The following is a 21,686-nucleotide window of genomic DNA, read 5'->3' as shown; positions in this document are numbered from 1 at the left end:
TAAATTCAAGTGAGTAAAGCCATGACTCAAACAAGTGATTTGTATTCTATTTATGAAGTTGATAATGAAAAATGGTTAGAACAAACTCTCCAATTATTAAAAGAAAAACAACTAGATGCTCTGGATTTAGAGCATTTAATTGAGGAATTAGAAGCAATGAGTCGTCGAGATAAATTGACAGTTGAGAGTTTGTTAGAACAAATTATTAGACATTTATTACTGCTGCAATATTGGCAAGATGAAAATCAATATAATGCTAACCATTGGCAAGCTGAAATTATCAGTTTTAGAACACAAATTAATGAATATTTAACTAAAAATCTGCAAAATCATTTGCAAGAAAATCAAGATAAAGTTTATCAGAAAGCATTAAAATATGTCAGCAAAAAAACAGGTATGATGATTCAATTTCCTCAACAATGTCCTTATACACTTGCACAATTATTAGATGAAAATTGGCTACCATAACTGTTAGAAGCTGACTGTTAAAAATGGTTGCTTACCAACTCAAAGCCATTAAAAGAATGAAGAATTTAGAATGTAGAATGTAGAATTAAGTTTTGAAACGGGGATTTTACCCCGACGCAAAACCCGCTGCTTGTATAAGCCGGGGACTTTCACCCCCAAAGGTAAGTTAAATTTTCAGTTATATCGAAATTAGCAGTGACATTTTGGACATCATCTAAACTTTCCAAAGTATCAATTAACTTAAACAAAGATTTAGCTTGATCTGGATCTGTGACTTCTACTTGATTTCCAGGAATCCAACGTAATTCGACATCTGTAATATTAAAACTTTTATCTTTCAATATTTGACTAAGTTTCTCTAAATTTACCACCTCAGTAAATACCTCAGCGGTTTCATCTTCTATCATTTCATAAGATTCTGCATTACCTTCTAAAGAAGCTTCTAAAAGCGATTCTTCATCAACCACATCTTCAACTATACATACCCCTTTTTGGGAAAACATCCAACTTACACAACCTGTTTCTCCCAAATTTCCGCCATTTTTACTAAAAGCTACTCGCAAATCTGCGGCGGTGCGATTACGATTATCTGTTAAAGCTTCAATTAAAATCGCTACACCACCAGAACCGTAACCTTCATAGCGAATTTCTTCGAGGATGCTGTTATCGTTGAAAGTACCTGCACCTTTTGCAATCGCTCTTTCAATATTATCATTGGGAATCCCCGCCGCCTTGGCTTTATCAATCGCTGTCCGCAACTGAAAATTTCCCGCTGGATCTGGTATACCGTTTCTAGCTGCAACTATAATCGCCCGCGATAGCTGAGTAAAGACATTTCCCCTTTTTGCATCCACTACCGCTTTTTGACGCTTAATATTTGCCCATTTACTATGTCCTGCCATAACTTCAAAAATATTAACACTCTATTCAAACTTATGATATATCTAGCTTTCACTCAAATGCAAATTTCAGATTAAGCAAACTTTTATATTTGCTGGTTAAAATTCAAACTAATATGATTGTGGAAGTTTTCCATCTGCAAATTTCTGAATGTTACCTATCAACTCAACAACTCCATCAATATTACCAAATCAAGGTAATAAAATAAAGTCTGGTATCGCTGGTTATGCGATCGCTACCCACAGTCATTAGCAAAATATTGGTAACATTCTTGTACTTCAATGAAGTATGAAAAGGTAAGTATTCAGCTATAGCAATTGTTCATACCCAGATCCCCGACTTCTAAGATCAATTTATCATTTATGGACATATGGACATAATAAACAAAAGAAGTCGGGGATCTTATCACCTCACCTGAATTCTTACATGAAAAGTTTAAATTCATGCTCCAATTTAGGAAGATCATGTTTAGATATTGTAAATATTTGTCGATTCCGCTATTATGCAGTTTGTTTTTGATTTCCTTGATTTTAGTCGCCTGTATGGGTTGTTGGATAATAAACCAAAACAAATGTCTGGAGGACAACGCCAAAGATTCGCAATGGGAAGGGCAATTGTGCGTAACCCTTCTGTATTTTTAATGGATGAACCATTATCTAATTTAGATGCCAAAATGCGGGTACAAATTAGGACAGAAATTGCCCAATTGCAACGAAGTATGGGTATCACTATGGTGTATGTTACTCATGATCAAGTAGAAGCAATGACAATGGGCGATCGCGTTGCTGTCATGAAAGGTGGAGAACTCCAGCAAATTGCCCCACCTCAACAACTTTATGACTTTCCTGCTAATATTTTTGTAGCTGGTTTTATTGGTTCTTCAGCAATGAATATTTTTCGTAGTCAACTTAGGAAAAATGCAAGAGGAGAGTTTACCATTGATTTTTCTGGTCAACCATTAATTGTAAATCCAGAAAACCTAAATCGCTATCAAGAATTAGAAAATTATCTCAATCAGGAAATTTTAGTTGGTTTACGTCCAGAAGCATTTGCTTATGAAAAAACAGAAATCACCCAAGGTCATAAAATTGTAGTAGATGTTGAAACAATTGAATCTCTTGGTCATGAAATGATTATTTATTTCCATGCAGGAGTAGATAAAATTGAAGTAGAAGAAAACCGAGATGGTGCTACATCCACAGAGATGAATAAACAAGAAAACCATCAAAATTCTTCAATTTTAATTGCTAGAGTTGCCAGTTCTCCTGAAATTCAAGGTAGATCGAAATTGACTTTAAGTGTGGATACGAAAAAGGTGTATTTGTTTGCTAGAGATGGTCAAGCGATGGTTTGATATAAATTAGGTGGGTAAGAATGAGGTACGATAGTTAACCCTAACAAATGCTGGTAAATCTTGGGTTAGTTTTACTCCTCTTTCATTACTTTTCAATCATCTCAGTAAATTCTTCCAAAGCTTGAAAACTGCCCACCTGCCAACTACGCTCAACAGTATCAGGTATAATCTGAGTAATAGCTATATTCTCAAAATATGGACTTTTTTCAGACTTGATATATTTCCCATTTTGCAACAAATAAATAGACAGCTTACCACTATCAAAAATCCATAATTCAGGAACACCAATTGTCTCATAAGCATCAAGAGTTGTTTTTGATGTCACATCAGTTTCTATAGCTAAATCTGGTGGTGGATCATCTGGTTGTAAACGCCGTTTACCTATCATTTGTTGATAATTTTGAATATAAAAACAAGCATCTGGTTCAACACCTGCTATACCTTGTTTTTTATAAGTTGTTGAACCAAAAGGTTGATATTTAATTCCTTTTGCTTTCAATAATATTTTGACAATATCAGAAATTAAATCTCTGGGAATTTCATGTTCAGGAAGAGGCACCATAATTTCTAAAATACCTTGACTATAAGCAATTCTTGAATTTCTTTTTTCTCCCAGTTCTTGTAAAATACATTCAAATTCATCCCAACTAACATCAGGAATAGTAACTTTACTACCGGGTGTTAGTTGTATTTGACTAACGGGTTTAAAAACAGGAATAGCTACATTCATAACATAAAAGGGATAGTAGGAATTTAAGACTACTCATTAAGTATTTATTATAACAAATCTTTTAAATTTATTCTAATTTCTGTTTGCTTGTCATTATTTTGGTGACAAAAACACTTAACTTTAATTTGATCTTGATCTCTCAAAATTGTCTGACAAATCAATGTACCAGATTTATTATCACTTTTGATAATTTCTGAAAATTTACTATATTTATTTTCTTCTAATTTCTTTCCTTCCGACAATATTTGATAAAATAAAACTCCTTGAAAATCTACATATATTTCTTCTTCATGATAACCTTGTTTGGGATTTAAGTGATTATTCAAAACGAGTAACATATATACTCTAGACATTGCACAACTAAATTTTTCGGAAATTCTCTCTAGTTCTTTGTTATCTATGCTAGATTTTAACTCAATTAATAAAATATTCAATCTATAGCTACTTTCATATTTTTGTAAAACTACAATAGCGCATTCTGTAGTTTTGCTGCTAGTTGCTATACCGGGTATAGGTTTTTCTAAATTTATTTTCCAAATTCTTTCTACTTTGCACTTTGCGTCAAAATGGTTTAATCCTTGAATACATATCTTCTTCAATTTTGCATTAGAGTTTTTTTCTTCAATTTCAATTATTTCATTTTCAGCTACAGGAATTCCAACAATAAATTCTTGTTTTAATAAAGCTTTGTGAAATTCATCTCTTAAATTACGCACATCGCGTTTATTACGTTTACTCATCATCTACCTCATCTTCTTGAGTGTAGATATAATCAGTCAGAATGCGAAGTGATTTATCTAAGTTATTTTCAACTTCTCTAAAGTTCCTAAAATAGATACCATAATCACCGCTTTCATAGTCTATAATTTTATCACCTGTGAAGAAATAAACACCGACTTTTTCTTTTGCTATAGATACAGATGAATCAACATAGTACAATTTATTATCTTCGATAATTTTTTCTACATTAACTCCATTTTGATTTTTAAGAATATCCAAATATATATAGTTATTAATAGCATTTGCTAAAATTGAACTATGAGTTGTGATTAATACTTTATTTCCTGTTTGACTTTGAACAAACTGTATCAAGATATTTAAAAATTTAATTTGATTCTCTGGGTGTAGATTTACTTCTGGTTCATCTATCATTAAGAAATTGTCTTTTTCTTCTGCCCAATATTTTAGATATAAATAAATCAGTGTTAATTGATTTACAGATGAAGAAGCTAAATACATTGGTAAAATCTTATCACGAGTTTTAAAATAAAATTCTATTGGACTGATTACTTCTTGAGCAACAGTTATTATTTCACCTCCAAGAATTTCTTTTAGCTGTTGAACAAGATCAATATAATTTTCTTTGACTTTATCTTTAAAGATATTAAACAGTTTTTCAAATACCTTATTCATAGGTTCTGTATATTGTCTCTGAAAAAATTCTTTGACATCAGGGAATTGAAAATTATCTTTTTTATTTTCAAGTAAATCTACAATTTTTTTGAAATTTTGTTCACGTTCTTTTCTTTCAATATCATAAATATAACGATAAAATGTAGGAAAGAAGATTCTACTAGCTGGTAAGAAAAAAGTCTCATGCTGATGTTTTAGCATAGTTATAATTATGCTTGTAATTAGAACAGACTTTTTTTGATCAACTAAATTTCTATCTAAAAAGATTTTAGGTATTACTCCTTTAATATTCTCTGGTAATTCTTTGTCTTCAAATTTATATATTAATTCACCTTTATTTTTTTGAACTTCAATATACTCTAATATATTTTCACTTTCATGAATAAACCTAACTTCTTGTTCTTTTAATTCAGATATTTCATAATCAAAATTAATTACAATGTCAAGAACAATATTATTATTAAGTATTGCGGAATTCACTATTTCCGATTTTTCACTTATATTAAATATCTCTTTTTTTGTTTCTTCTTGTAAAAACAAACTATATCTAGTCAATATTTTAGCCAACAACTCAGAACCAACTTCGAGGTGATTTACATTTTCAATTATGTAATTGTTAAGGATATCTAGATTTTTATGAGCAAATTTATTAATTAAATCTTGATTAAAAATTGCCCATAATAATTGAGCTACATAACTTTTACCACTGTTATTTCTGCCAACAAATACAAAAAAATCCTTATCTAAATCAATGGCTTGAGTATTATTTTTAATGGGTCCCAAATTTTTGATGATTAATTTCATATAAACTCACCTCTCAACTAACATACTCATAGCTCAAGTCTACCAAAAATGCGAAGAACTGTAGATCATCTACATGGGTAAGGGTTTAGCAGTGCTAAACCCCTACGAGAAATTGATCTAGATAAGAAAAATACTAAACCTTAAACTTCTCGGTAATGCGTTTCATTGCTTCTTCCACATTTTCCCGACTATTAAACGCAGAAATACGGAAATAACCTTCACCCGCAGCACCAAAACCTGATCCTGGTGTTCCTACAACGTTGACGGTTTGCAATAATTTATCGAAAAATTCCCAACTAGATAAACCATGAGGTGTTTTTACCCATACATAAGGTGCATTCACTCCACCGTAAACCGTTAAACCTGCATTGGTGAGTTGTTCGCGGATAATTTTGGCATTTTCTAAGTAGAAATTTACTAAAGCTTTAATTTGCGCTTGTCCTTCCTCAGAGTAAACCGCTTCCGCACCTTTTTGGACGATGTAAGAAACACCGTTAAATTTGGTAGACTGACGACGGTTCCATAGTTTCCACAATTCTACATCAGTACCATCTGCGGCTTTTGCTGTCAGGGTTTTGGGAACGACGGTTAAAGCGCAACGAGTTCCGGTGAAACCCGCATTTTTGGAGAAAGAACGAAATTCGATCGCACAATCTCTCGCACCTTCAATTTCATAGATAGAATGGGGAAGGGTAGGATCGGTAATGTACGCTTCGTAAGCAGCATCAAAGAAAATAATTGAATTATTAGCTTTTGCGTAGTTTACCCACTCTTGTAAATGTTCTTTGGTTGCAGTTGCACCGGTGGGGTTGTTGGGAAAGCACAGATAAATTAAATCTACTTTTTCCTTAGGTATTTCTGCGGTAAAGTTGTTTTCAGCAGTAACAGGGAGATAAACTAAACCTGCATATTCGCCTTTTTCATTAGCATCTCCAGTATTACCCGCCATGACGTTGGTATCTACGTAAACGGGATATACAGGGTCAGTAACGGCGATAACGTTATTTTTGCCAAAAATCTCTAAAATGTTGCCTGAGTCGCATTTAGAACCGTCAGAAATGAAGATTTCATCAGCTTCTATATTTGCGCCTCTGGCTTGGAAATCTTGAGCAGCGATTTTTTCCCGTAACCAAGCATAACCTTGTTCTGGTCCGTAGCCTTTGAAGGTAGAGCGATCGCCCATTTCTTCCACTGCTTTAATCATGGCATTCCGGCAAGCTTCTGGCAAGGGTTCGGTAACATCACCAATACCCAAACGGATGATTTTTGCATCGGGGTTAGCTTGAGCGAAAGCATTCACCCGTCTAGCAATTTCTGGGAATAAATAACCGGCTTTGAGTTTGAGGTAGTTGTCGTTAACAGTAGCCATCTTAGATTTTGAATAAACGCACTAAAATAGCTTACTGTAAAAAAATCAGTCGCTACAGGTATTATCCTCTGGCGACTTTTAGAATTTTCAGCTACATAGGAGTTTTAACAAACTTTATATGTCAGATGCCAAATGTTTGAGACTACTAGTTAGGAATAGTGCGACGACGACGAGACATTAGCATTCCACTAGCTACTAAACCTAGACCTAGTAAAGAAGCTGGTTCGGGAACTTTCTTACGAGGAGGAGCAGGAGGAGTGTAGTAAGTATTTACATAGCTATCACTCTTATCATTTGGCAAACTACCAACGTGGATACCTACTCGCAGCTTATTATCAGTAAGTGCGTCAATGACAGCTTGGTAGTTTGCAGTGAAGGTAATACCTAAAGATTCACCTTTTTGAATGGAGTTTGAGTTCCCTCCCTTTGTAACTGCTCCAAACTGTTCACCAAACCAGGCTGCTCCTAGTTTGTTTGTTTGAGACAAATTTTTAGCATCGTTCTTGAAATCTACGTTGCCAACATTGTTTACATCAACAGCGATGTTAGACAATAGACTAGAAACAGAATCTTCTAAACTGAAGGCAACCTGCTTGATGGCATTTGTCCCAGTAGTAGCATTGTTTGAGAATTTGAATAAAACTTTATTACTCCCATAATCAGTCACATCAAAAGAGAACTCTGAAGCAAAACTATCACCAACTTTATCACCACCACTGATGTTATCAAAACTAAAACTAAAACTAAAACTAGTGGCGGAAGCTGGCATAGCTGTTGCAGCGAGGGTAACTCCGGTGAAGGCTGCGAGTGCGGTAGCAATAGAGGCTAATTTCATAACTGTAAATTCCTGAGTGTAAACTTTTTGTAGTTATTTTTATAAATTTAGATTACCACGACTACAGTAAGAATGCTCACCAGTTACAGTTTAATTCATACAATCTTCATATCCTAGATAGTTAAGGTGAATTTGTCATGAAAGCTTTAGACCAAGACTGAATTTGTCGGCAGCAATCATCAGTAATTATACTGTTTTTATGAGATAATACGCAACCAAAAAGCTACTTATTATTTAAGTTAAAATATATTCCGGTATATTACGTACATCCCACAAAGATATAGAACAATGAGTGTTAGTCCATCCCAGGTGATATACATACGCGAACGACTAACAGCATGATAAATTAGTCCAGCAATGGCCACGGAAGTCATGATCATAGCTACAACAGTGGTGAAAATATGTATTTGACTGATGTTTGACCACAGGCTACCCTGTAAATATACGAAATCAAAAAAGCCCAAAATTGCTAAATTAGTGATATTTGAACCAAAAACGTTAGATACTGCCAAATCTACGGCATTAAGTCGAAGTGCTGCTAGGGATGCGACTACTTCCGGTAATGATGTGGCTGTGGCTAAAAGTAAAGCGCCCACAAAGCTTTGTCCTAAACCTGTAACTGCTGCAACGCGATTGCCTAAAAACGCCAACCACACACCCAAAATCACAATCATTACTGAAAGGATAATAAATCTGCGATATGCTTTCTGAGGTGTGATGTGTTGATATTGGAAAGCTTCAACTTCTTCTTCTAATATTTCCGCACGTCGTCTGGTTTCAAATTGAGCAATCATCCGGGCGCTGACAAAGTAAAGTAAAAGTAGAATAATGCTAGGAACGCCAACCCATCCCACGGTTAAATTAGTATCTGTTTTAGCTAACAACATTCCCGCTGCAGCAACACCCAGCATTCCACAACCTAAACTTGCTGCTAGTCCGTGACTAATTTGCGCCCGCTTCAATAATGGGTCAGGACCGTTATAAATATCGAGTAATGCTAAAATCAGTAAATTGAAGAGACAACTGCCCAAGATGCCACCCACAGCTAGGTCTGGAGAGTTAAACATGACTATGGCACTTGTGCCTGTGGCTAACTCTGGTAAGGAGGTGACACCGGCTAATAAAATTGTACCTACCCAAGTCCGCCCTAGTCCGGTTTTTTCTGCCAGAATATCTGCACTTTGGGATAGCCATGTTCCTACAAAAATTACCAAAGCGATGCACACAATAACTTGAAGAAAAAGCAACATGATTAATTAAAATATCTGCATATATTTTCTATGATGCTGATCAATTGCTGTTAAAATTGATATTTTACAAAAGTTTTTAATTTTTAACTTTTCATTTTTAGATTATGGTACATCAAGATATTAACGCTTCTCGAATTTCGATTATTATTCCTACTCTCAATGAAGCGAATAATATTAAAGCTGCAATTACCAGCACTCAATCAAGTACAAATGTGGAAGTAATTGTTGTTGATGGTGGTTCAAGTGATGGTACACCAGCTGTAGCTCAATTTTTAGGTGTAACGGTGATCTCTTCTGCTCCCGGTCGTGCTATACAAATGAATACAGGTGCAGCGATCGCTAGTGGTGAAATTCTCCTATTTCTCCATGCTGATACCCGCCTACCTATTGATTTTGATGGGATGATTCGTACAGCATTACAAAAACCAGGAACTATAGCTGGTGCTTTTACATTACGAATAGATTCACCCCGTTGGGGTTTGCGTTTGGTAGAGTGGGGTGTAAAATTGCGATCGCACCTTTGGCAAATGCCCTATGGAGATCAAGCTATTTTTTTAACCACAAAGGCATTTACAGAAGTTGGTAATTTTCCCGAAATGCCCATTATGGAAGATTTTGAACTGATTAGCAGGTTGAAAATCAACAGTAAAATTACAATTATTAATGTTCCTGTAACTACATCACCCCGCAGATGGTTAAAAAAGGGAATTTTTATGACTACCATACTTAATCAAATCATAGTTATTGCCTATTTATGTGGTATTTCACCAGAACGTATTCGTAAATGGTATCGTCGAGAAAAATTCAGGAGAATTTAAGCTAGTTCTCATTTAAATTCCCTATTTTGGCAGATAATAACAGCCAAGAAAGCTTTAGATCAAGAAGTATCATAAAATAACTGGTAATTGGTAATTGGTAATTTTCCCTGATTATTTTTGAGGAAATGTTAAATATCAAACTGAAAAAATCTTTTTGAGGCTATATGTATTGTAAAGACAACACCAAATTAGCTCAAAACGACAATCACAAAATAATTTATACTTGACAATTTAGAGGTAATACTAATGTCTAATTTAGAATTTGAGAGAATCACAGTTCTACCAATGGATGAGTATAATCAAAAGTTGGTAGCTAATGTTCATCCTGAAAATTGGGTGAATCCTCAACCTACGGGTTGTTATGATTTAGTAGTAATTGGTGCGGGTACAGCAGGATTAGTTGTAGCTGCGGGTGCAGCGGGTTTAGGTTTAGGTTTAAAAGTAGCATTAATTGAAAAACATCTCATGGGTGGAGATTGTTTAAATGTCGGTTGTGTACCATCTAAATCTATCATTCGTTCGGCTCGTGTAGTTGGTGAAATGTGGAAAGCTAAGGATTTAGGTGTGAATATTTCCCAACATTTTCATGTTGATTTTGCCACAGTTATGGCTAGATTGCGGCGAATTAGAGCAGGTATTAGTCATCATGATTCAGCCGCCAGATTTAAAAATATTGGAGTTGATGTTTTTCTAGGTGGCGGTAAATTTGCAAGTAATAATACTATAGCAGTTGACGGTCAAATTCTCAAGTTTAAAAAAGCGGTAATTGCCACAGGTGCAAGAGCAGTTAAACCAGAAATTCGTGGTATTGAAGCTGCGGGTTATTTAACTAATGAAACGGTTTTTTCCCTAATTCAAAAACCAGAAAAATTGGCAGTAATTGGTGGCGGTCCAATTGGTTGTGAATTGGCGCAAGCTTTTCGCCGTTTAGGTTGTGAAGTGACATTATTTCATAACAGTTCTCACATTTTAAATAAAGAAGATCGGGAAGCAGCGGAAATTTTAGAACGGGTTTTAACTGATGAAGGTATTCGCGTGGTGCTAAATTGTCAGTTAGAAGAAGTGGTGACAGTAACTGAAGGAAAACGGATTTATTTTTCATCAAATGGCTATCGAGATTCAGTAACTGTCAATGAAATTTTAGTTGGTGCGGGACGTGCGCCAAATGTAGAAGATTTGAATTTAGAAACAGTGGGTGTAGAGTATGATCAAAAGCATGGTGTGAAGGTAAATGATTATCTCCAAACTACTAATCCTAATATTTATGCAGCAGGTGATATTTGCATGAATTGGAAGTTTACTCATGCGGCTGATGCAGCGGCGCGAATTGTGATCAAAAATACTCTGTTTTCACCTTTTGGTTGGGGACGTTCTCAACTGAGTAAATTAGTAATGCCTTGGGTGACATATACTGATCCAGAAATTGCTCATGTAGGAATGTATGCAGAGGAAGCAGAAAAAAAGGGTATTGAAATAGAGACAATTAAAATTAGTTTTAATAATTTAGATCGAGCCATAACTGATAGTGAAGAAGCCGGATTTTTGAAGATTCACCACAAAAAAGGATCTGATGAAATTGTCGGCGCAACCATTGTTGCTAGTCATGCAGGGGAGATGATTTCAGAAATTACAACTGCAATTGTGAACAAAATTGGTTTGAGTAAATTAAGCAGTGTAATTCATCCTTACCCAACTCAAGCAGAAGCAATTAAAAAAGCCGCAGATGCTTATCGGCGTACACTATTAACACCTAGAACTAAAAAATTACTGGGATTTTTAACTAAGTTTTCTTGATGGGGTTATTTTTCCCCATCTTTGTTTCTTTAAAGTTCTGATTCCGTCTCAGGAGCAATAATTTCCCCTGTCCCCATTTTTAAAATCATGTCCTGGTCGGTAATCAGTTCACTGAGTTCTTTAACTTTTAAATTCATAAGTTCACAAGCTAGGTGTAATTCTTCAGCAAATGTTTTCACATCATCACCATAGCCACATTGATAAGCAGCAATTGTAATTCCCTGTTTGGCATTTGCTCTAGCACAATCTACTAGTTCTGTCCCATATAATTGTGTTGGTGATACCATAGATATAGTTATTATTGATAATACTATCTTCCCTAGATAGATTATCAATCATTGCAGCTTAAATCATCTCTCTAATGGCAGAATATAAGTCCCCAACTTCTTTGAGAAATCGGGGATATGGGAATTCCTAAATTCTTACAAAAAATTAGCCGTTGACTATTTCTCCACCATTAGGATGTAAAACTACAAGTGCAGATGCAAGTTTAGACTTTTTATAGTCCCCCATATTAGCCGCAATAACTCCTGGCAAATATGCACAACTTTTTAAATTTCCTCCTCACATCTCACACGCTCTTAATCCAACCACTGAAAACAAGTACACAACTCTTGTGTTGATGTAGGATTCTTCCTTAACATCTGCTCTTAATTTAACTATTATTTCTTGGTCGTTTATCGTTCCCTAGAAATAAACAAAATATCTATTTTTCAACCTAAAGATGTATTCATGTTTGCTTATAAATTATGAATCTTGCCTAATGCTGAATATGCTGAATTTGCCAAAGTTGACAATTTATCTAGTAGATTTAAAACCTAACTTTAGGCAATATTTTCAGTGATGACAGCTAAAATTGCAGTTTCTAGAGCGTCGATTCAGTAATGCTAGGTAATCTGTTTTTCCCTTGTCGGGGTGTATCCCTAACGATTAATGAATTGGTGTTCTAGTCGTTTGCTAAATTAACAAAAAGATACACGCAAAATCAACATCTCATGTCTTCCTTGGGATATACATAAGATAGTAAATCATGATTGGGATATATTTGGGATATGGGTTATGGCAACAATGAATATTTCCGAGTTAGAGCAGATTGATAAGTTTCGCAATTTACAATTAACTTTGCGCGATCGCTGGAAAACAAGCGAGTTATTTGACAACAGCGAAGCCGATATTTTAATTATCCCTTCTTTGAGCATCGACCAGCGGGAACTACAAAAAATTGAAGGGTGCGAACATTATGAAGAAAGATTACTATTTTCTTTAGTGCGGTTACGGAATCCCCGCAATAGGTTAATTTATGTAACTTCAATGCCACTTCATCCCAGCATTATTGATTACTATTTACAACTATTGCCCGGAATACCATTCTCCCACGCCCGTCATCGCTTATTATTACTTTCTACCTATGATTCTTCCCTCAAACCCCTTAGCCAAAAGATTTTAGAACGTCCCCGTTTAATAGAGAGAATTCGTCAAGCCTTGCGTTTGGATAAAGCTTTTATGGCTTGCTACAATTCCACATTTTGGGAAGCAGAATTATCACTGAAATTGAATGTACCTCTGTATGCTGCTGCACCAGATTTACAGATTTGGGGGACAAAAAGCGGTAGTCGGCAAATTTTTGCTCAAAGCAGTGTACCCCATCCTGATGGTAGCGAATTAGTTAAAAATACTGCCGATTTAGCAACAGCAGCGGCTGATTTATGGGAACGTCAACCAACATTAAAACGGATGGTTGTTAAACTAAATGAGGGAATTTCTGGAGAAGGGAATGCACTTTTGGATCTCCGTCCATTGATAGATGTTGCACCTGGGAAAAGTTCTCATAGTGAAAGAGTATCAGCAATCATTAATAACTTTTCCAATCTACGTTTTCAAGCCACACAAGAAACCTGGGCAAATTTTTCTCAACGCATCCTAGAATTAGGCGCAATAGTAGAATCATTTATTGAAGGTGAAATCAAATTTTCTCCTAGTGTCCAAGGACGCATTACACCCGATGGAAAGGTAGAAATTCTCTCTACTCATGATCAAATTCTCGGCGGTCCAGATGGACAAATTTATCTAGGTTGTCGTTTTCCTGCGGATGAAAAGTATCGATTAGAATTACAGCAATTAGGCTTACAAGTAGGTAAAAAACTGGCAGAAAAAGGCACATTAGAAAGATTTGGTGTAGATTTTGTTGCTGTTGATCAAGGTAATGCTCAATGGGATATTCAAGCAATTGAAATCAACCTCCGCAAAGGTGGAACTACTCACCCATTTATGACCTTGAAATTATTAACTAATGGACACTATGACCTGTCCACCGGTTTATTTTACAGTCAGCAAGGAAAACCTAAATATTACGTCGCTACAGATAACTTACAAAAAGACCGCTATCGAGGATTATTACCCAATGATTTAATGGATATTATCGCCCATCACAGATTACATTTTGATAGCGGAACTGAAATCGGGACAGTATTTCATCTTATGGGTTGTCTTTCTCAGTTTGGTAAACTGGGATTAACAAGTATTGGTGATTCTCCCCAACAAGCAGAAGATATTTATAATAAAGTTGTCCAAGTTCTTGATCAAGAAACCAGTGATAAGCATAATCAGTAAACCAAAAAGTTTGGCTCTTAGGTACTTGTTATGCTAAACTATAGTGATCCGATTTGATTCATGTCCGCGTAGCGTGGCGAAGCCATATTTTTCGTGGAGACAGAGAACAGGGAACAGGGAACAGGAAAGAAGGCTTTTAGTATGTACGGAGTTCTGTATGGCTACGCCACGCAAGCTATCAAAAATCAAATAGGAGTCCTATATTTGAATCTATTCTTAAAATCCTTGTAGTAAACGTTGAATAGAAATTTTAATTTCTGGAAATGCCAAGGGAGATATTTCACCGCAAGTAAAAGTTAATTCTCTAGAGAAATTACCATTTATTGGTTCTCTAAACACTTAATTTCTTGTTGGAGTGCCTCTGACTTATCAGCAAATTATTGTACAAAAGTCGCAGATTGTAAGGGAATTGTCACAATAAATGTTGTCCCCATACCCACTTGGCTATTCACAGCAATTGAGCCTTTGTGTAAATCAATACATTTAGCCACAATTGATAACCCTAAGCCTGTACCGGGAATATTGCCTACATTTCGGGCGCGGTGAAAAGATTCAAACAATTTAACTTGGTCTGTTTCGGGAATACCAATACCTTGATCTTGAACACTAAAAATTGCATTTGAGGCTGCAATATTAAATTCAAATTTGACTATAGCATTGTGGGGTGAATATTTAATAGCATTGGAAAGCAAGTTGATCAGGATTTGTCGCAGTAGTTTTTTATCGAAGTTGCCACTTGCGTTACCTTGAGAATGACTAGAAAAAACAATTGTATGATTTGGCGTACTTAATTGTATTTCTTCAGTCAGTTTTTGACAAAAAGGAATTAAATCCAGAAGCACAGGATTAAAAGCTAAATTTCCTGTTTCTGCCTTATTAATTAATAAAATATCATCTAAGAGTTGTGTAGTATGTTTGACATAGGTTTGAATACATTCTAAATGTCCTCTCTTTTTCTTGTCATCGAGTTTATGACCAAAATCTTTTAAAATGCCCGCTGAAGAGGCAATTACAGTCAAAGGCGTGCGAAATTCGTGGGAAGTCATAGATACAAAACGGGACTTGAGTTCACCCAATTCTTTTTCCCGCTCTAAGGCTTTAGAAATTTCCTGTTCGGCTTGCTTCCGTTCTGTAATATCAGTTAATACTCCAAGCATTTGATAAGCTTTGCCATCAGCAGCAATCAAAGGCGATTGAATGGTTTGGAAGTAGCGAGTTTCTCCAGTTGCAGTGATGATTTTTATTTCAGGTATGATATGAGATTGTAATGTAGTTCTTACTTCCTGATTGATTGAGTTTAAGTATACCATTTCATCTGCATTGGGGTTCAAATCTGCATTAGTTTTACCAATTAATTCTGTAACTGTTGTTCCATAAATATCTGCCAAAGCTTGATTAGCTAGAACAAATCTCCCCTGCAAATCTATCACAAAAATGAGATTAGGATTGGTATCAATAACCTGGCGGAGAAAATTTTGACTTTCTTCAAGAGCTACTGCGGCTTCTTTGTTTTTTGTGATATCTTCTGCAATACCAATTACTCGGTAAACTTCTCCAGTTTTATTTGTGAGAGGGAAGGCTTGATCCCGAATCCAACGCATTGAACCATCAGGTCGAATAATACGATATTCGATATCAAACCCTTGTTTTTTATTCTGAATTGCTATCAAAAATTGCTGTCTATCATCAGCATATATGGCATCTATAAAAGATTTGGGATTTTCATAAAGACTTTGACAGGAACGACCCCAAATTTCTTCATAAGCAGGACTGATATAGATCATTGTTGATGTTTCTGGGTCTGTCATCCAGAAAACTTGGTTGAGATTTTCTGCCAATTGACGGAATTTCTGTTCACTCTCTTGGAGATCAGATTGCGTTTGTCTGCGGTTAGTAATATTATTACGGATGGCTAAATACTGCCAAGGCTTGCCACTTTCATCTAGAAAAGGAACGATGGTTGTATCTACCCAATAGTAAGTTCCATTTTTAGCCCGATTTTTAATTTCTCCACTCCAAACTTGACCTTTGATAATAGTTGACCATATTTTTTGAAAATACTCTAAGGAGTGATAACCAGAATTAATTATTTTATGGGTACTACCAATTAGTTCCGCTCTAGAATATTGTGAAATTTCACAGAATTTATCATTGGCATAGGTAATTTTGCCTTGTGAATCTGTAATGGCAACAATTGCACATTGATCTAAAGCATATTTAAAATCTGATAATTCCAAAAGTAATTTTTGTAGTTGGAGTTCCGCTTGTTTAGTTTCAGTAATGTCTCTGCAAACACAAATTAACTCCCCATCTTTAGTTAGAGTTAGTGATACTTGTTCATGAAAGGTACTACCATCGCGTCGTCTTGCTATGGCTTCTCCTTGCCAGTGACCTGCTTGAATTAAAATAGGTAAAACCTCTCTTTCTAAACGTTTTATCTCTTCTGGAGGATACATTTCTCGCCAATTTTTACCAATTAATTCTTTTGCATTATTATATCCAAATAACTGGACATGAGATTTATTTAAAAATGTATATTTTTCATCTTTTAAAATGGCAATCCCATCAATGGTTGCTTCGATCGCAGTTAACTGTTTTTGGAGAATTTCTTCAACTCGTTGGCGCTCTTGAATTTCTAAAAGTAAATCCTCATTAATTTTCTCTAATTCTGCTGTTCGTTCAACGATCCGGATTTCTAATTCCTCATTGAGTTTTTTGAGTGCTACTTCTGCTTGAGTACGTTGTAGTTCTGAAGCAACTTGCATAGAAAAAATTTTCAGAATTTCACTCATGAACTCGATATCATGTAGAGGATGACGACTGAGTACAGCTAGTATTCCTATTGCTTGACCAGTAGAATCATAAATAGTCATTCCCATATAACCTTCGGCTTGCATATCTGACAGCTTGGGATCTAAGGGAAACTCTCGCTGTACTTGGGAGGGATAAATACAAACACTCTGATTAGAGTACCTAATTGTGTTGTAACAAGGATTATGCTGGATAGAGCATTCAAAGTTTTCTACAATTTGTCCATTTGCCCACACTGCTACAGTTTCCATGTAATCAGTTTTACTATTTACTAACCGAGCAACAATGGCATAGTCAACTGCTAAGGCTTTGCTTAAATACCGCACTAAGGAATGGAAAAAAACTTCTCCGGTTTGTGTCGAAACTCCTAGTGCAATATTCCGTAAGGCTTCTTCCATGCGTTGACGTTCTAGAAGTTCCTGTTGTGCTTGTTGATAAAGTTGAGATTGTTGAATAGCGATCGCAATTTGGGTAGCTAATTTTTCTAGTAATTCAACTTCTAAAGTTTCCCAATATCGTGGTTGGGAACATTGATGAGCGCAAAGCAACCCCCAAAGCTGTTCATTATAGACAATTGGTACAATTAAATTGGCGTAAATTTCTGCTTTTTCTAAAAGTTCGATATGACAATCAGTCAGCCCAGAAGCATGAATATCCTCAATCTTTCGCACCCTGCCATTGGTATAGGTTTCTACCCAATTTGTACCAAAGCATGGATCATTAATGACACGACCAAGGAGGGATGTTTTTTCTGGTGCTAGGGATTCAGCAACAATCCTGCCAGTCCATTTCGGTTCAAATTGGTAAATTACTACCCGATCTGTTTGTAAATAACCCCGAATTTCCGAGACAGCACTTTGGAGAATAGACTCTATATCCAATGACTTACGAATCTTTTGAGATAAATTAGCTAGAAGTTTATCTGCATTTGCCTGTTCTATTAATTTTAAGGTGCGTTGCTGAACTTGTGTCTCTAGTTCTATCTTTTGCTTTTGCAATATTTCGACTTTTTGCGATTCCAATTGATAGACTTTTTTCTGCAAAAAATTAACAGCCTCATACATCTCCAGTGGATCAAGAGAATAAAGTACACTTGTTTGGGTGATAATTCCTAGCAATTCATCACGATCTCCCACCACTACTAAACGTCTGATGCGTCGCTGCTGCATTTGTTGATGAGCGTCCCATAAAGACTGCTGAGAACGCATATAAAATAAAGGCGCACTCATGACAATATGAGCCTGAATGTCTAAGATATCTAACTCCAAAGCCCGCATTTGCACAATATCTCGTTCTGTGACAATGCCTATGGGTTGGGAATCTGATTCTGTAATCACTACACAACTCACAGAATGCTCTGCCATTAATTGCGCTAACTCTAATACAGATGTTGTTGGTGGTGACTGGATGACTTCAGAAGTCATCGCTTCACCAATAGTGCGTATTTTTAGTAAATCAGCAGCTTGTAATAATTGACGTACTGTTGTGGGTGTGACTAATCCTATTAAATGGTCTTGATCATCAACAATAGCCAGATGACGAATTTTGTGTTGACGAAACAGATTCAGGACAACAAAAATATTCGTAAAGTCTGATTTTCTCAGAGTCACTGGATTTTGACACATTACCTCTGCCAGAGTCACTTGCACCAGATCCAGCCCCATTGCTGTAGATCTAACAATATCCCTTTCTGTAAAGATACCAACTAATTTTTTGTTTTCAACTACGAGAACACAACTGGCTTTTTCTGCATGATTCAGTAGGTTGACATCTGATGTCACTTCTGTTGTGATGAGATGACAAGTATCACGAACTTGGCTCATTAACCGGACAGCCTCAATTGCTGGAGTTTCAGGAGTCAGTGTTAACGGACAATTTAGAATACTTGTCTTTATATCTGAGGAGGCAGAAAAGAATTTGGCAGACATACTTTATATTTAGCTCCGAAGATTTTTCAGTAGAATTTTATCTTACCCTTGGGGGTTAAAGTCCCCTGCTTCTACAAGCAGCGGGTTTTGCGCCGGGGCAAAATCCCCCGTTGCAAAACGTAATTCTAAATTCTGCATTCTTTTAATCCTCCTGATCAATAGGTAAATCTTAAATTCAAATTTTTGGCAGTTTTTGGGTATAATAATTACTAACGCTATAGGGAATACTAAGTAAGTCGGCTCGAAAAAACCAAGGTATGTAACAAAATGTAAAATCTCTGAAAGTCTCTTCTTCCCTTTTGCCTCTTGCCTTGCCATAACGACAATTTTCAACGCCTACCTACCTACTGTTTTGGTTTTGTTTGTAAACTAGCCGGAAATATCGAAACTTTTGTACCAATTATAACGTAATAACGGTAAGAGGATGTTTGAAAAGTTTTCGGCGAATATAAAGATGCCTCCGGCACGCTTCGCGAACGCTACTACACAAGCGAAGTCCACCTTCGTGGACTAATGAAAAATCAAGGCTTCTGAACCCACGAAGGTGGGTTTTGTCTGTGTAGCCGCGTTCGCGAAGCGTGCCGGAGGCATCTTTATAATCGCCCAGAGAGTATGAATTTAGACTTTTCAAACACCCTCTAATACGGTAATTAAGTTTTTAGTAAACACAACTTTAGCCATTATTTCCTCATCATCAGGGATTTTGCAAAAATTTAGCGATCGTCTCAGTGAAGAAAGAAAACAGGAACATTTATACACAATCCAAAACACCATCAAGCATATCACCCAAATTCTTGATGATGTATTGATGATTAACCGCGCCGAAGCCGATAAGATGGAATTACACCTAGAAGCATTAGATATTATTGCCTTCTGTTGCCATCTCAAAACAGAAATAGAAGCTACTAATACACGACATACAATTAATTTATCTTTAGATTGGGGCGAAGAAATTATTGGCAATTCTTTAATTATTCAATTCGACAAAAAACTATTACAGCAGATTATTACCAATCTCCTGACTAATGCAATTAAGTATTCTCCTGATCACAATTTAGTGAATTTTCATTTGACTAAAGAAAATAATCAACTGATATTTAAAATTAATGACAGTGGCATCGGCATTCCTGAAGCAGATCAACTTAATTTATTTACACCTTTTCATCGAGCGTCTAACGTTGGCAATATTGCTGGAACCGGTTTAGGACTATCTATAGTCAAAAAATGTGTGGATTTGCACAAAGGCGATATTACTGTAAATAGTCGATTAGGAGAAGGAACAACATTTACAGTTAGTATTCCTTTTTTAAGAGGGTGAAGATATTGATCTACTGCGGAAGCACAATCCTAATAATAGTTTGTTTTCCAGGTATGCTCTCAATTGAAAACTCTCCCCCGTGGAGTTCTACCAACCTTTTAGCAATTGATAATCCCAAACCAGAACCTTGTTGTTCATACATTTTCCGCTCAAACTGGACATAAGCTCCAACATTATAAATTTGCTCCTTGGTCATGCCGCGTCCGTAGTCAATCACATACAAATGAAAGGCATTATTACTGCAAGAGCCTATAATTTTCACTGGTGTATTGGGCAGAGAAAATTTAAAAGCATTATCAATTATTTCTTCAGCAATTTTACTCAGCTTGACTGGAGAAACTCTAACTATTGCATCCGACATTTCTATACTTAAATCTGCCGACCTATTGGCATCTTGTGCAATTTTGATAGCTACACACTCAATAGGTGATTTCACAAAGCTTTTGACACCATCATTCCTAAGAGCCGCAATTTTCTCAGGATTAGATGTTAATAATTCCAAGTCTGCATACATGAGAAAATTAAGACTCAGTCTATGCAGTCTTAGACCAGCTTGATGAATTAATTGTAGCATTTCTACACTTTCCTCTTTAGAAAAGAGATCATAATCATCAATTAATAAATTAGAAATTCCTATAATATGATTAAGAGGAGTATTGATTTCATGGGGTAATGAATGACTTATAGAACTACTTAAATCATTCAATTTTTCTTGAGTTTGTTCATCAGCTAGTGCTTTTTGATGAAGTCTAGTAGTAATTGCTTGCAGTAATTCATAAGGCTGAAAAGGCTTAGTTAGGTAATCATCAGCACCAAGTTCCATCCCTCGACGTAAATCTGATCTCTCTGACTTAGCAGTTAAGAAAATTAAAGGAATTGTTGCAGTAGAACTATCATGACGAAGTTGAGATAATACACTATAACCATCTAATTCAGGCATCATTAGATCGCAGAGAATCAAATCAGGATGTTTCTCTTTAGCCAACTCTAAACCTTGTAACCCATTTTCTGCAACTAGTGTTTCAAAGTCTGATAATTCCAATATTTCTTGGATATTGTTTCTGATTTGAGCTTCATCTTCAATAATTAAAATGTTTTTCATATAGATTGGGTGAAATTAGGGGTGAAATTTCAGATTGCTATCTAGTCAATCTTAATACCTTATTATAACCAAAGTGTAGTTATTTGCACTTCGTAATAAATAATGAATTGTTCACCCTCCGCAATTTAACTGATCCCATCGTTTGGCATCTGATATCTTTACCGTAGTTGCACTGTCAGTAT

17 protein-coding genes are annotated in these 21,686 nt (G+C 35.7%); 6 read left to right on the top strand and 11 right to left on the bottom strand.

Translation table 11 applies throughout. The annotated features are described in order from the left end of the window. The first annotated feature begins 21 nt into the window (after positions 1–21). A complete protein-coding gene (locus tag VB694_RS18475; RefSeq protein WP_323361799.1) occupies positions 22–468 on the top strand; it encodes a DUF29 domain-containing protein in 447 nt (148 codons plus the stop codon). Between the two features lie 149 nt (positions 469–617). Here VB694_RS18475 and VB694_RS18470 read toward each other — a convergent pair whose 3' ends face one another. Further along, a complete protein-coding gene (locus VB694_RS18470; protein WP_323361798.1) occupies positions 618–1,370 on the bottom strand; it encodes a YebC/PmpR family DNA-binding transcriptional regulator in 753 nt (250 codons plus the stop codon). Between the two features lie 500 nt (positions 1,371–1,870). Between VB694_RS18470 and VB694_RS18465 the strand changes: the two genes are divergently transcribed. Beyond that, positions 1,871–2,722: an ABC transporter ATP-binding protein gene (locus tag VB694_RS18465; RefSeq protein WP_323361797.1), complete on the top strand. Its 852-nt coding sequence runs from the start codon at positions 1,871–1,873 to the stop codon at positions 2,720–2,722. 85 nt (positions 2,723–2,807) lie between these two features. Here VB694_RS18465 and VB694_RS18460 read toward each other — a convergent pair whose 3' ends face one another. The 6 genes from VB694_RS18460 to VB694_RS18435 all read right to left on the bottom strand — a co-directional run bounded on the left by VB694_RS18460 (position 2,808) and on the right by VB694_RS18435 (position 9,123). Further along, positions 2,808–3,452, bottom strand: a complete 645-nt coding sequence (locus tag VB694_RS18460; RefSeq protein ID WP_323361796.1) for a Uma2 family endonuclease — start codon at positions 3,450–3,452, stop codon at positions 2,808–2,810. A 47-nt stretch (positions 3,453–3,499) separates the two neighbouring features. After that, a complete protein-coding gene (locus VB694_RS18455) occupies positions 3,500–4,195 on the bottom strand; it encodes a hypothetical protein (protein ID WP_323361795.1) in 696 nt (231 codons plus the stop codon). Further along, the gene (locus VB694_RS18450) at positions 4,185–5,669 is read right to left on the bottom strand and encodes an AAA family ATPase (RefSeq protein WP_323361794.1); all 1,485 of its coding nucleotides are present in this window, start codon (positions 5,667–5,669) and stop codon (positions 4,185–4,187) included. The genes VB694_RS18455 and VB694_RS18450 overlap by 11 nt, the downstream gene beginning before the upstream one ends. Positions 5,670–5,802: 133 nt before the next feature. After that, entirely contained in the window at positions 5,803–7,038 is a 1,236-nt protein-coding gene (locus VB694_RS18445; RefSeq protein ID WP_323361793.1) for an LL-diaminopimelate aminotransferase, read from the bottom strand. A gap of 145 nt (positions 7,039–7,183) precedes the next feature. After that, a complete protein-coding gene (locus VB694_RS18440; protein WP_323361792.1) occupies positions 7,184–7,873 on the bottom strand; it encodes a PEP-CTERM sorting domain-containing protein in 690 nt (229 codons plus the stop codon). A gap of 239 nt (positions 7,874–8,112) precedes the next feature. After that, on the bottom strand, positions 8,113–9,123 hold the full coding sequence (locus VB694_RS18435) for a sodium:calcium antiporter (protein WP_323361791.1): 1,011 nt from the start codon (positions 9,121–9,123) through the stop codon (positions 8,113–8,115). Between the two features lie 104 nt (positions 9,124–9,227). Here VB694_RS18435 and VB694_RS18430 point away from each other — a divergent pair, with 104 nt between their 5' ends. Together VB694_RS18430 and VB694_RS18425 are read left to right on the top strand one after the other, a co-directional pair. Next, a complete protein-coding gene (locus VB694_RS18430; protein ID WP_323361790.1) occupies positions 9,228–9,941 on the top strand; it encodes a TIGR04283 family arsenosugar biosynthesis glycosyltransferase in 714 nt (237 codons plus the stop codon). Between the two features lie 246 nt (positions 9,942–10,187). Next, complete coding sequence (locus VB694_RS18425; protein ID WP_323361789.1) at positions 10,188–11,735, top strand: mercuric reductase; 1,548 nt, start codon at positions 10,188–10,190, stop codon at positions 11,733–11,735. Between the two features lie 29 nt (positions 11,736–11,764). Here the strand turns inward: VB694_RS18425 and VB694_RS18420 are convergent, their stop codons facing one another. Beyond that, complete coding sequence (locus VB694_RS18420) at positions 11,765–12,022, bottom strand: hypothetical protein (RefSeq protein WP_323361788.1); 258 nt, start codon at positions 12,020–12,022, stop codon at positions 11,765–11,767. 772 nt (positions 12,023–12,794) lie between these two features. Between VB694_RS18420 and VB694_RS18415 the strand changes: the two genes are divergently transcribed. Then, a complete protein-coding gene (locus tag VB694_RS18415; protein ID WP_323361787.1) occupies positions 12,795–14,345 on the top strand; it encodes a peptide ligase PGM1-related protein in 1,551 nt (516 codons plus the stop codon). Between the two features lie 216 nt (positions 14,346–14,561). Here the strand turns inward: VB694_RS18415 and VB694_RS18410 are convergent, their stop codons facing one another. Continuing rightward, on the bottom strand, positions 14,562–14,684 hold the full coding sequence (locus tag VB694_RS18410; RefSeq protein WP_323361786.1) for a hypothetical protein: 123 nt from the start codon (positions 14,682–14,684) through the stop codon (positions 14,562–14,564). A gap of 38 nt (positions 14,685–14,722) precedes the next feature. Next, a complete protein-coding gene (locus VB694_RS18405; RefSeq protein WP_323361785.1) occupies positions 14,723–19,084 on the bottom strand; it encodes a PAS domain S-box protein in 4,362 nt (1,453 codons plus the stop codon). A gap of 703 nt (positions 19,085–19,787) precedes the next feature. Here VB694_RS18405 and VB694_RS18400 point away from each other — a divergent pair. Beyond that, complete coding sequence (locus VB694_RS18400; protein ID WP_323361784.1) at positions 19,788–20,402, top strand: HAMP domain-containing sensor histidine kinase; 615 nt, start codon at positions 19,788–19,790, stop codon at positions 20,400–20,402. A 10-nt stretch (positions 20,403–20,412) separates the two neighbouring features. Here VB694_RS18400 and VB694_RS18395 read toward each other — a convergent pair whose 3' ends face one another. Further along, complete coding sequence (locus VB694_RS18395; protein WP_323361783.1) at positions 20,413–21,504, bottom strand: response regulator; 1,092 nt, start codon at positions 21,502–21,504, stop codon at positions 20,413–20,415. Positions 21,505–21,686: the final 182 nt, after the last annotated feature.

The sequence above is a fragment of the Anabaena sp. UHCC 0451 genome (assembly GCF_034931405.1).
Taxonomy (GTDB): domain Bacteria; phylum Cyanobacteriota; class Cyanobacteriia; order Cyanobacteriales; family Nostocaceae; genus RDYJ01.
This window is presented reverse-complemented; position numbering and strand designations above follow the sequence as displayed.

Excerpts from the sequence above, each read along its gene's own strand:
- VB694_RS18395 (WP_323361783.1), bottom strand. The coding sequence starts at position 21,504 with ATGAAAAACATTTTAATTATTGAAGATGAAGCTCAAATCAGAAACAAT.
- VB694_RS18460 (WP_323361796.1), bottom strand. The coding sequence starts at position 3,452 with ATGAATGTAGCTATTCCTGTTTTTAAACCCGTTAGTCAAATACAACTA.
- VB694_RS18415 (WP_323361787.1), top strand. The coding sequence starts at position 12,795 with ATGGCAACAATGAATATTTCCGAGTTAGAGCAGATTGATAAGTTTCGC.
- VB694_RS18470 (WP_323361798.1), bottom strand. The coding sequence starts at position 1,370 with ATGGCAGGACATAGTAAATGGGCAAATATTAAGCGTCAAAAAGCGGTA.
- VB694_RS18465 (WP_323361797.1), top strand. The coding sequence starts at position 1,871 with ATGCAGTTTGTTTTTGATTTCCTTGATTTTAGTCGCCTGTATGGGTTG.
- VB694_RS18450 (WP_323361794.1), bottom strand. The coding sequence starts at position 5,669 with ATGAAATTAATCATCAAAAATTTGGGACCCATTAAAAATAATACTCAA.
- VB694_RS18455 (WP_323361795.1), bottom strand. The coding sequence starts at position 4,195 with ATGATGAGTAAACGTAATAAACGCGATGTGCGTAATTTAAGAGATGAA.
- VB694_RS18420 (WP_323361788.1), bottom strand. The coding sequence starts at position 12,022 with ATGGTATCACCAACACAATTATATGGGACAGAACTAGTAGATTGTGCT.
- VB694_RS18475 (WP_323361799.1), top strand. The coding sequence starts at position 22 with ATGACTCAAACAAGTGATTTGTATTCTATTTATGAAGTTGATAATGAA.
- VB694_RS18430 (WP_323361790.1), top strand. The coding sequence starts at position 9,228 with ATGGTACATCAAGATATTAACGCTTCTCGAATTTCGATTATTATTCCT.
- VB694_RS18405 (WP_323361785.1), bottom strand. The coding sequence starts at position 19,084 with ATGTCTGCCAAATTCTTTTCTGCCTCCTCAGATATAAAGACAAGTATT.
- VB694_RS18440 (WP_323361792.1), bottom strand. The coding sequence starts at position 7,873 with ATGAAATTAGCCTCTATTGCTACCGCACTCGCAGCCTTCACCGGAGTT.
- VB694_RS18425 (WP_323361789.1), top strand. The coding sequence starts at position 10,188 with ATGTCTAATTTAGAATTTGAGAGAATCACAGTTCTACCAATGGATGAG.
- VB694_RS18435 (WP_323361791.1), bottom strand. The coding sequence starts at position 9,123 with ATGTTGCTTTTTCTTCAAGTTATTGTGTGCATCGCTTTGGTAATTTTT.
- VB694_RS18445 (WP_323361793.1), bottom strand. The coding sequence starts at position 7,038 with ATGGCTACTGTTAACGACAACTACCTCAAACTCAAAGCCGGTTATTTA.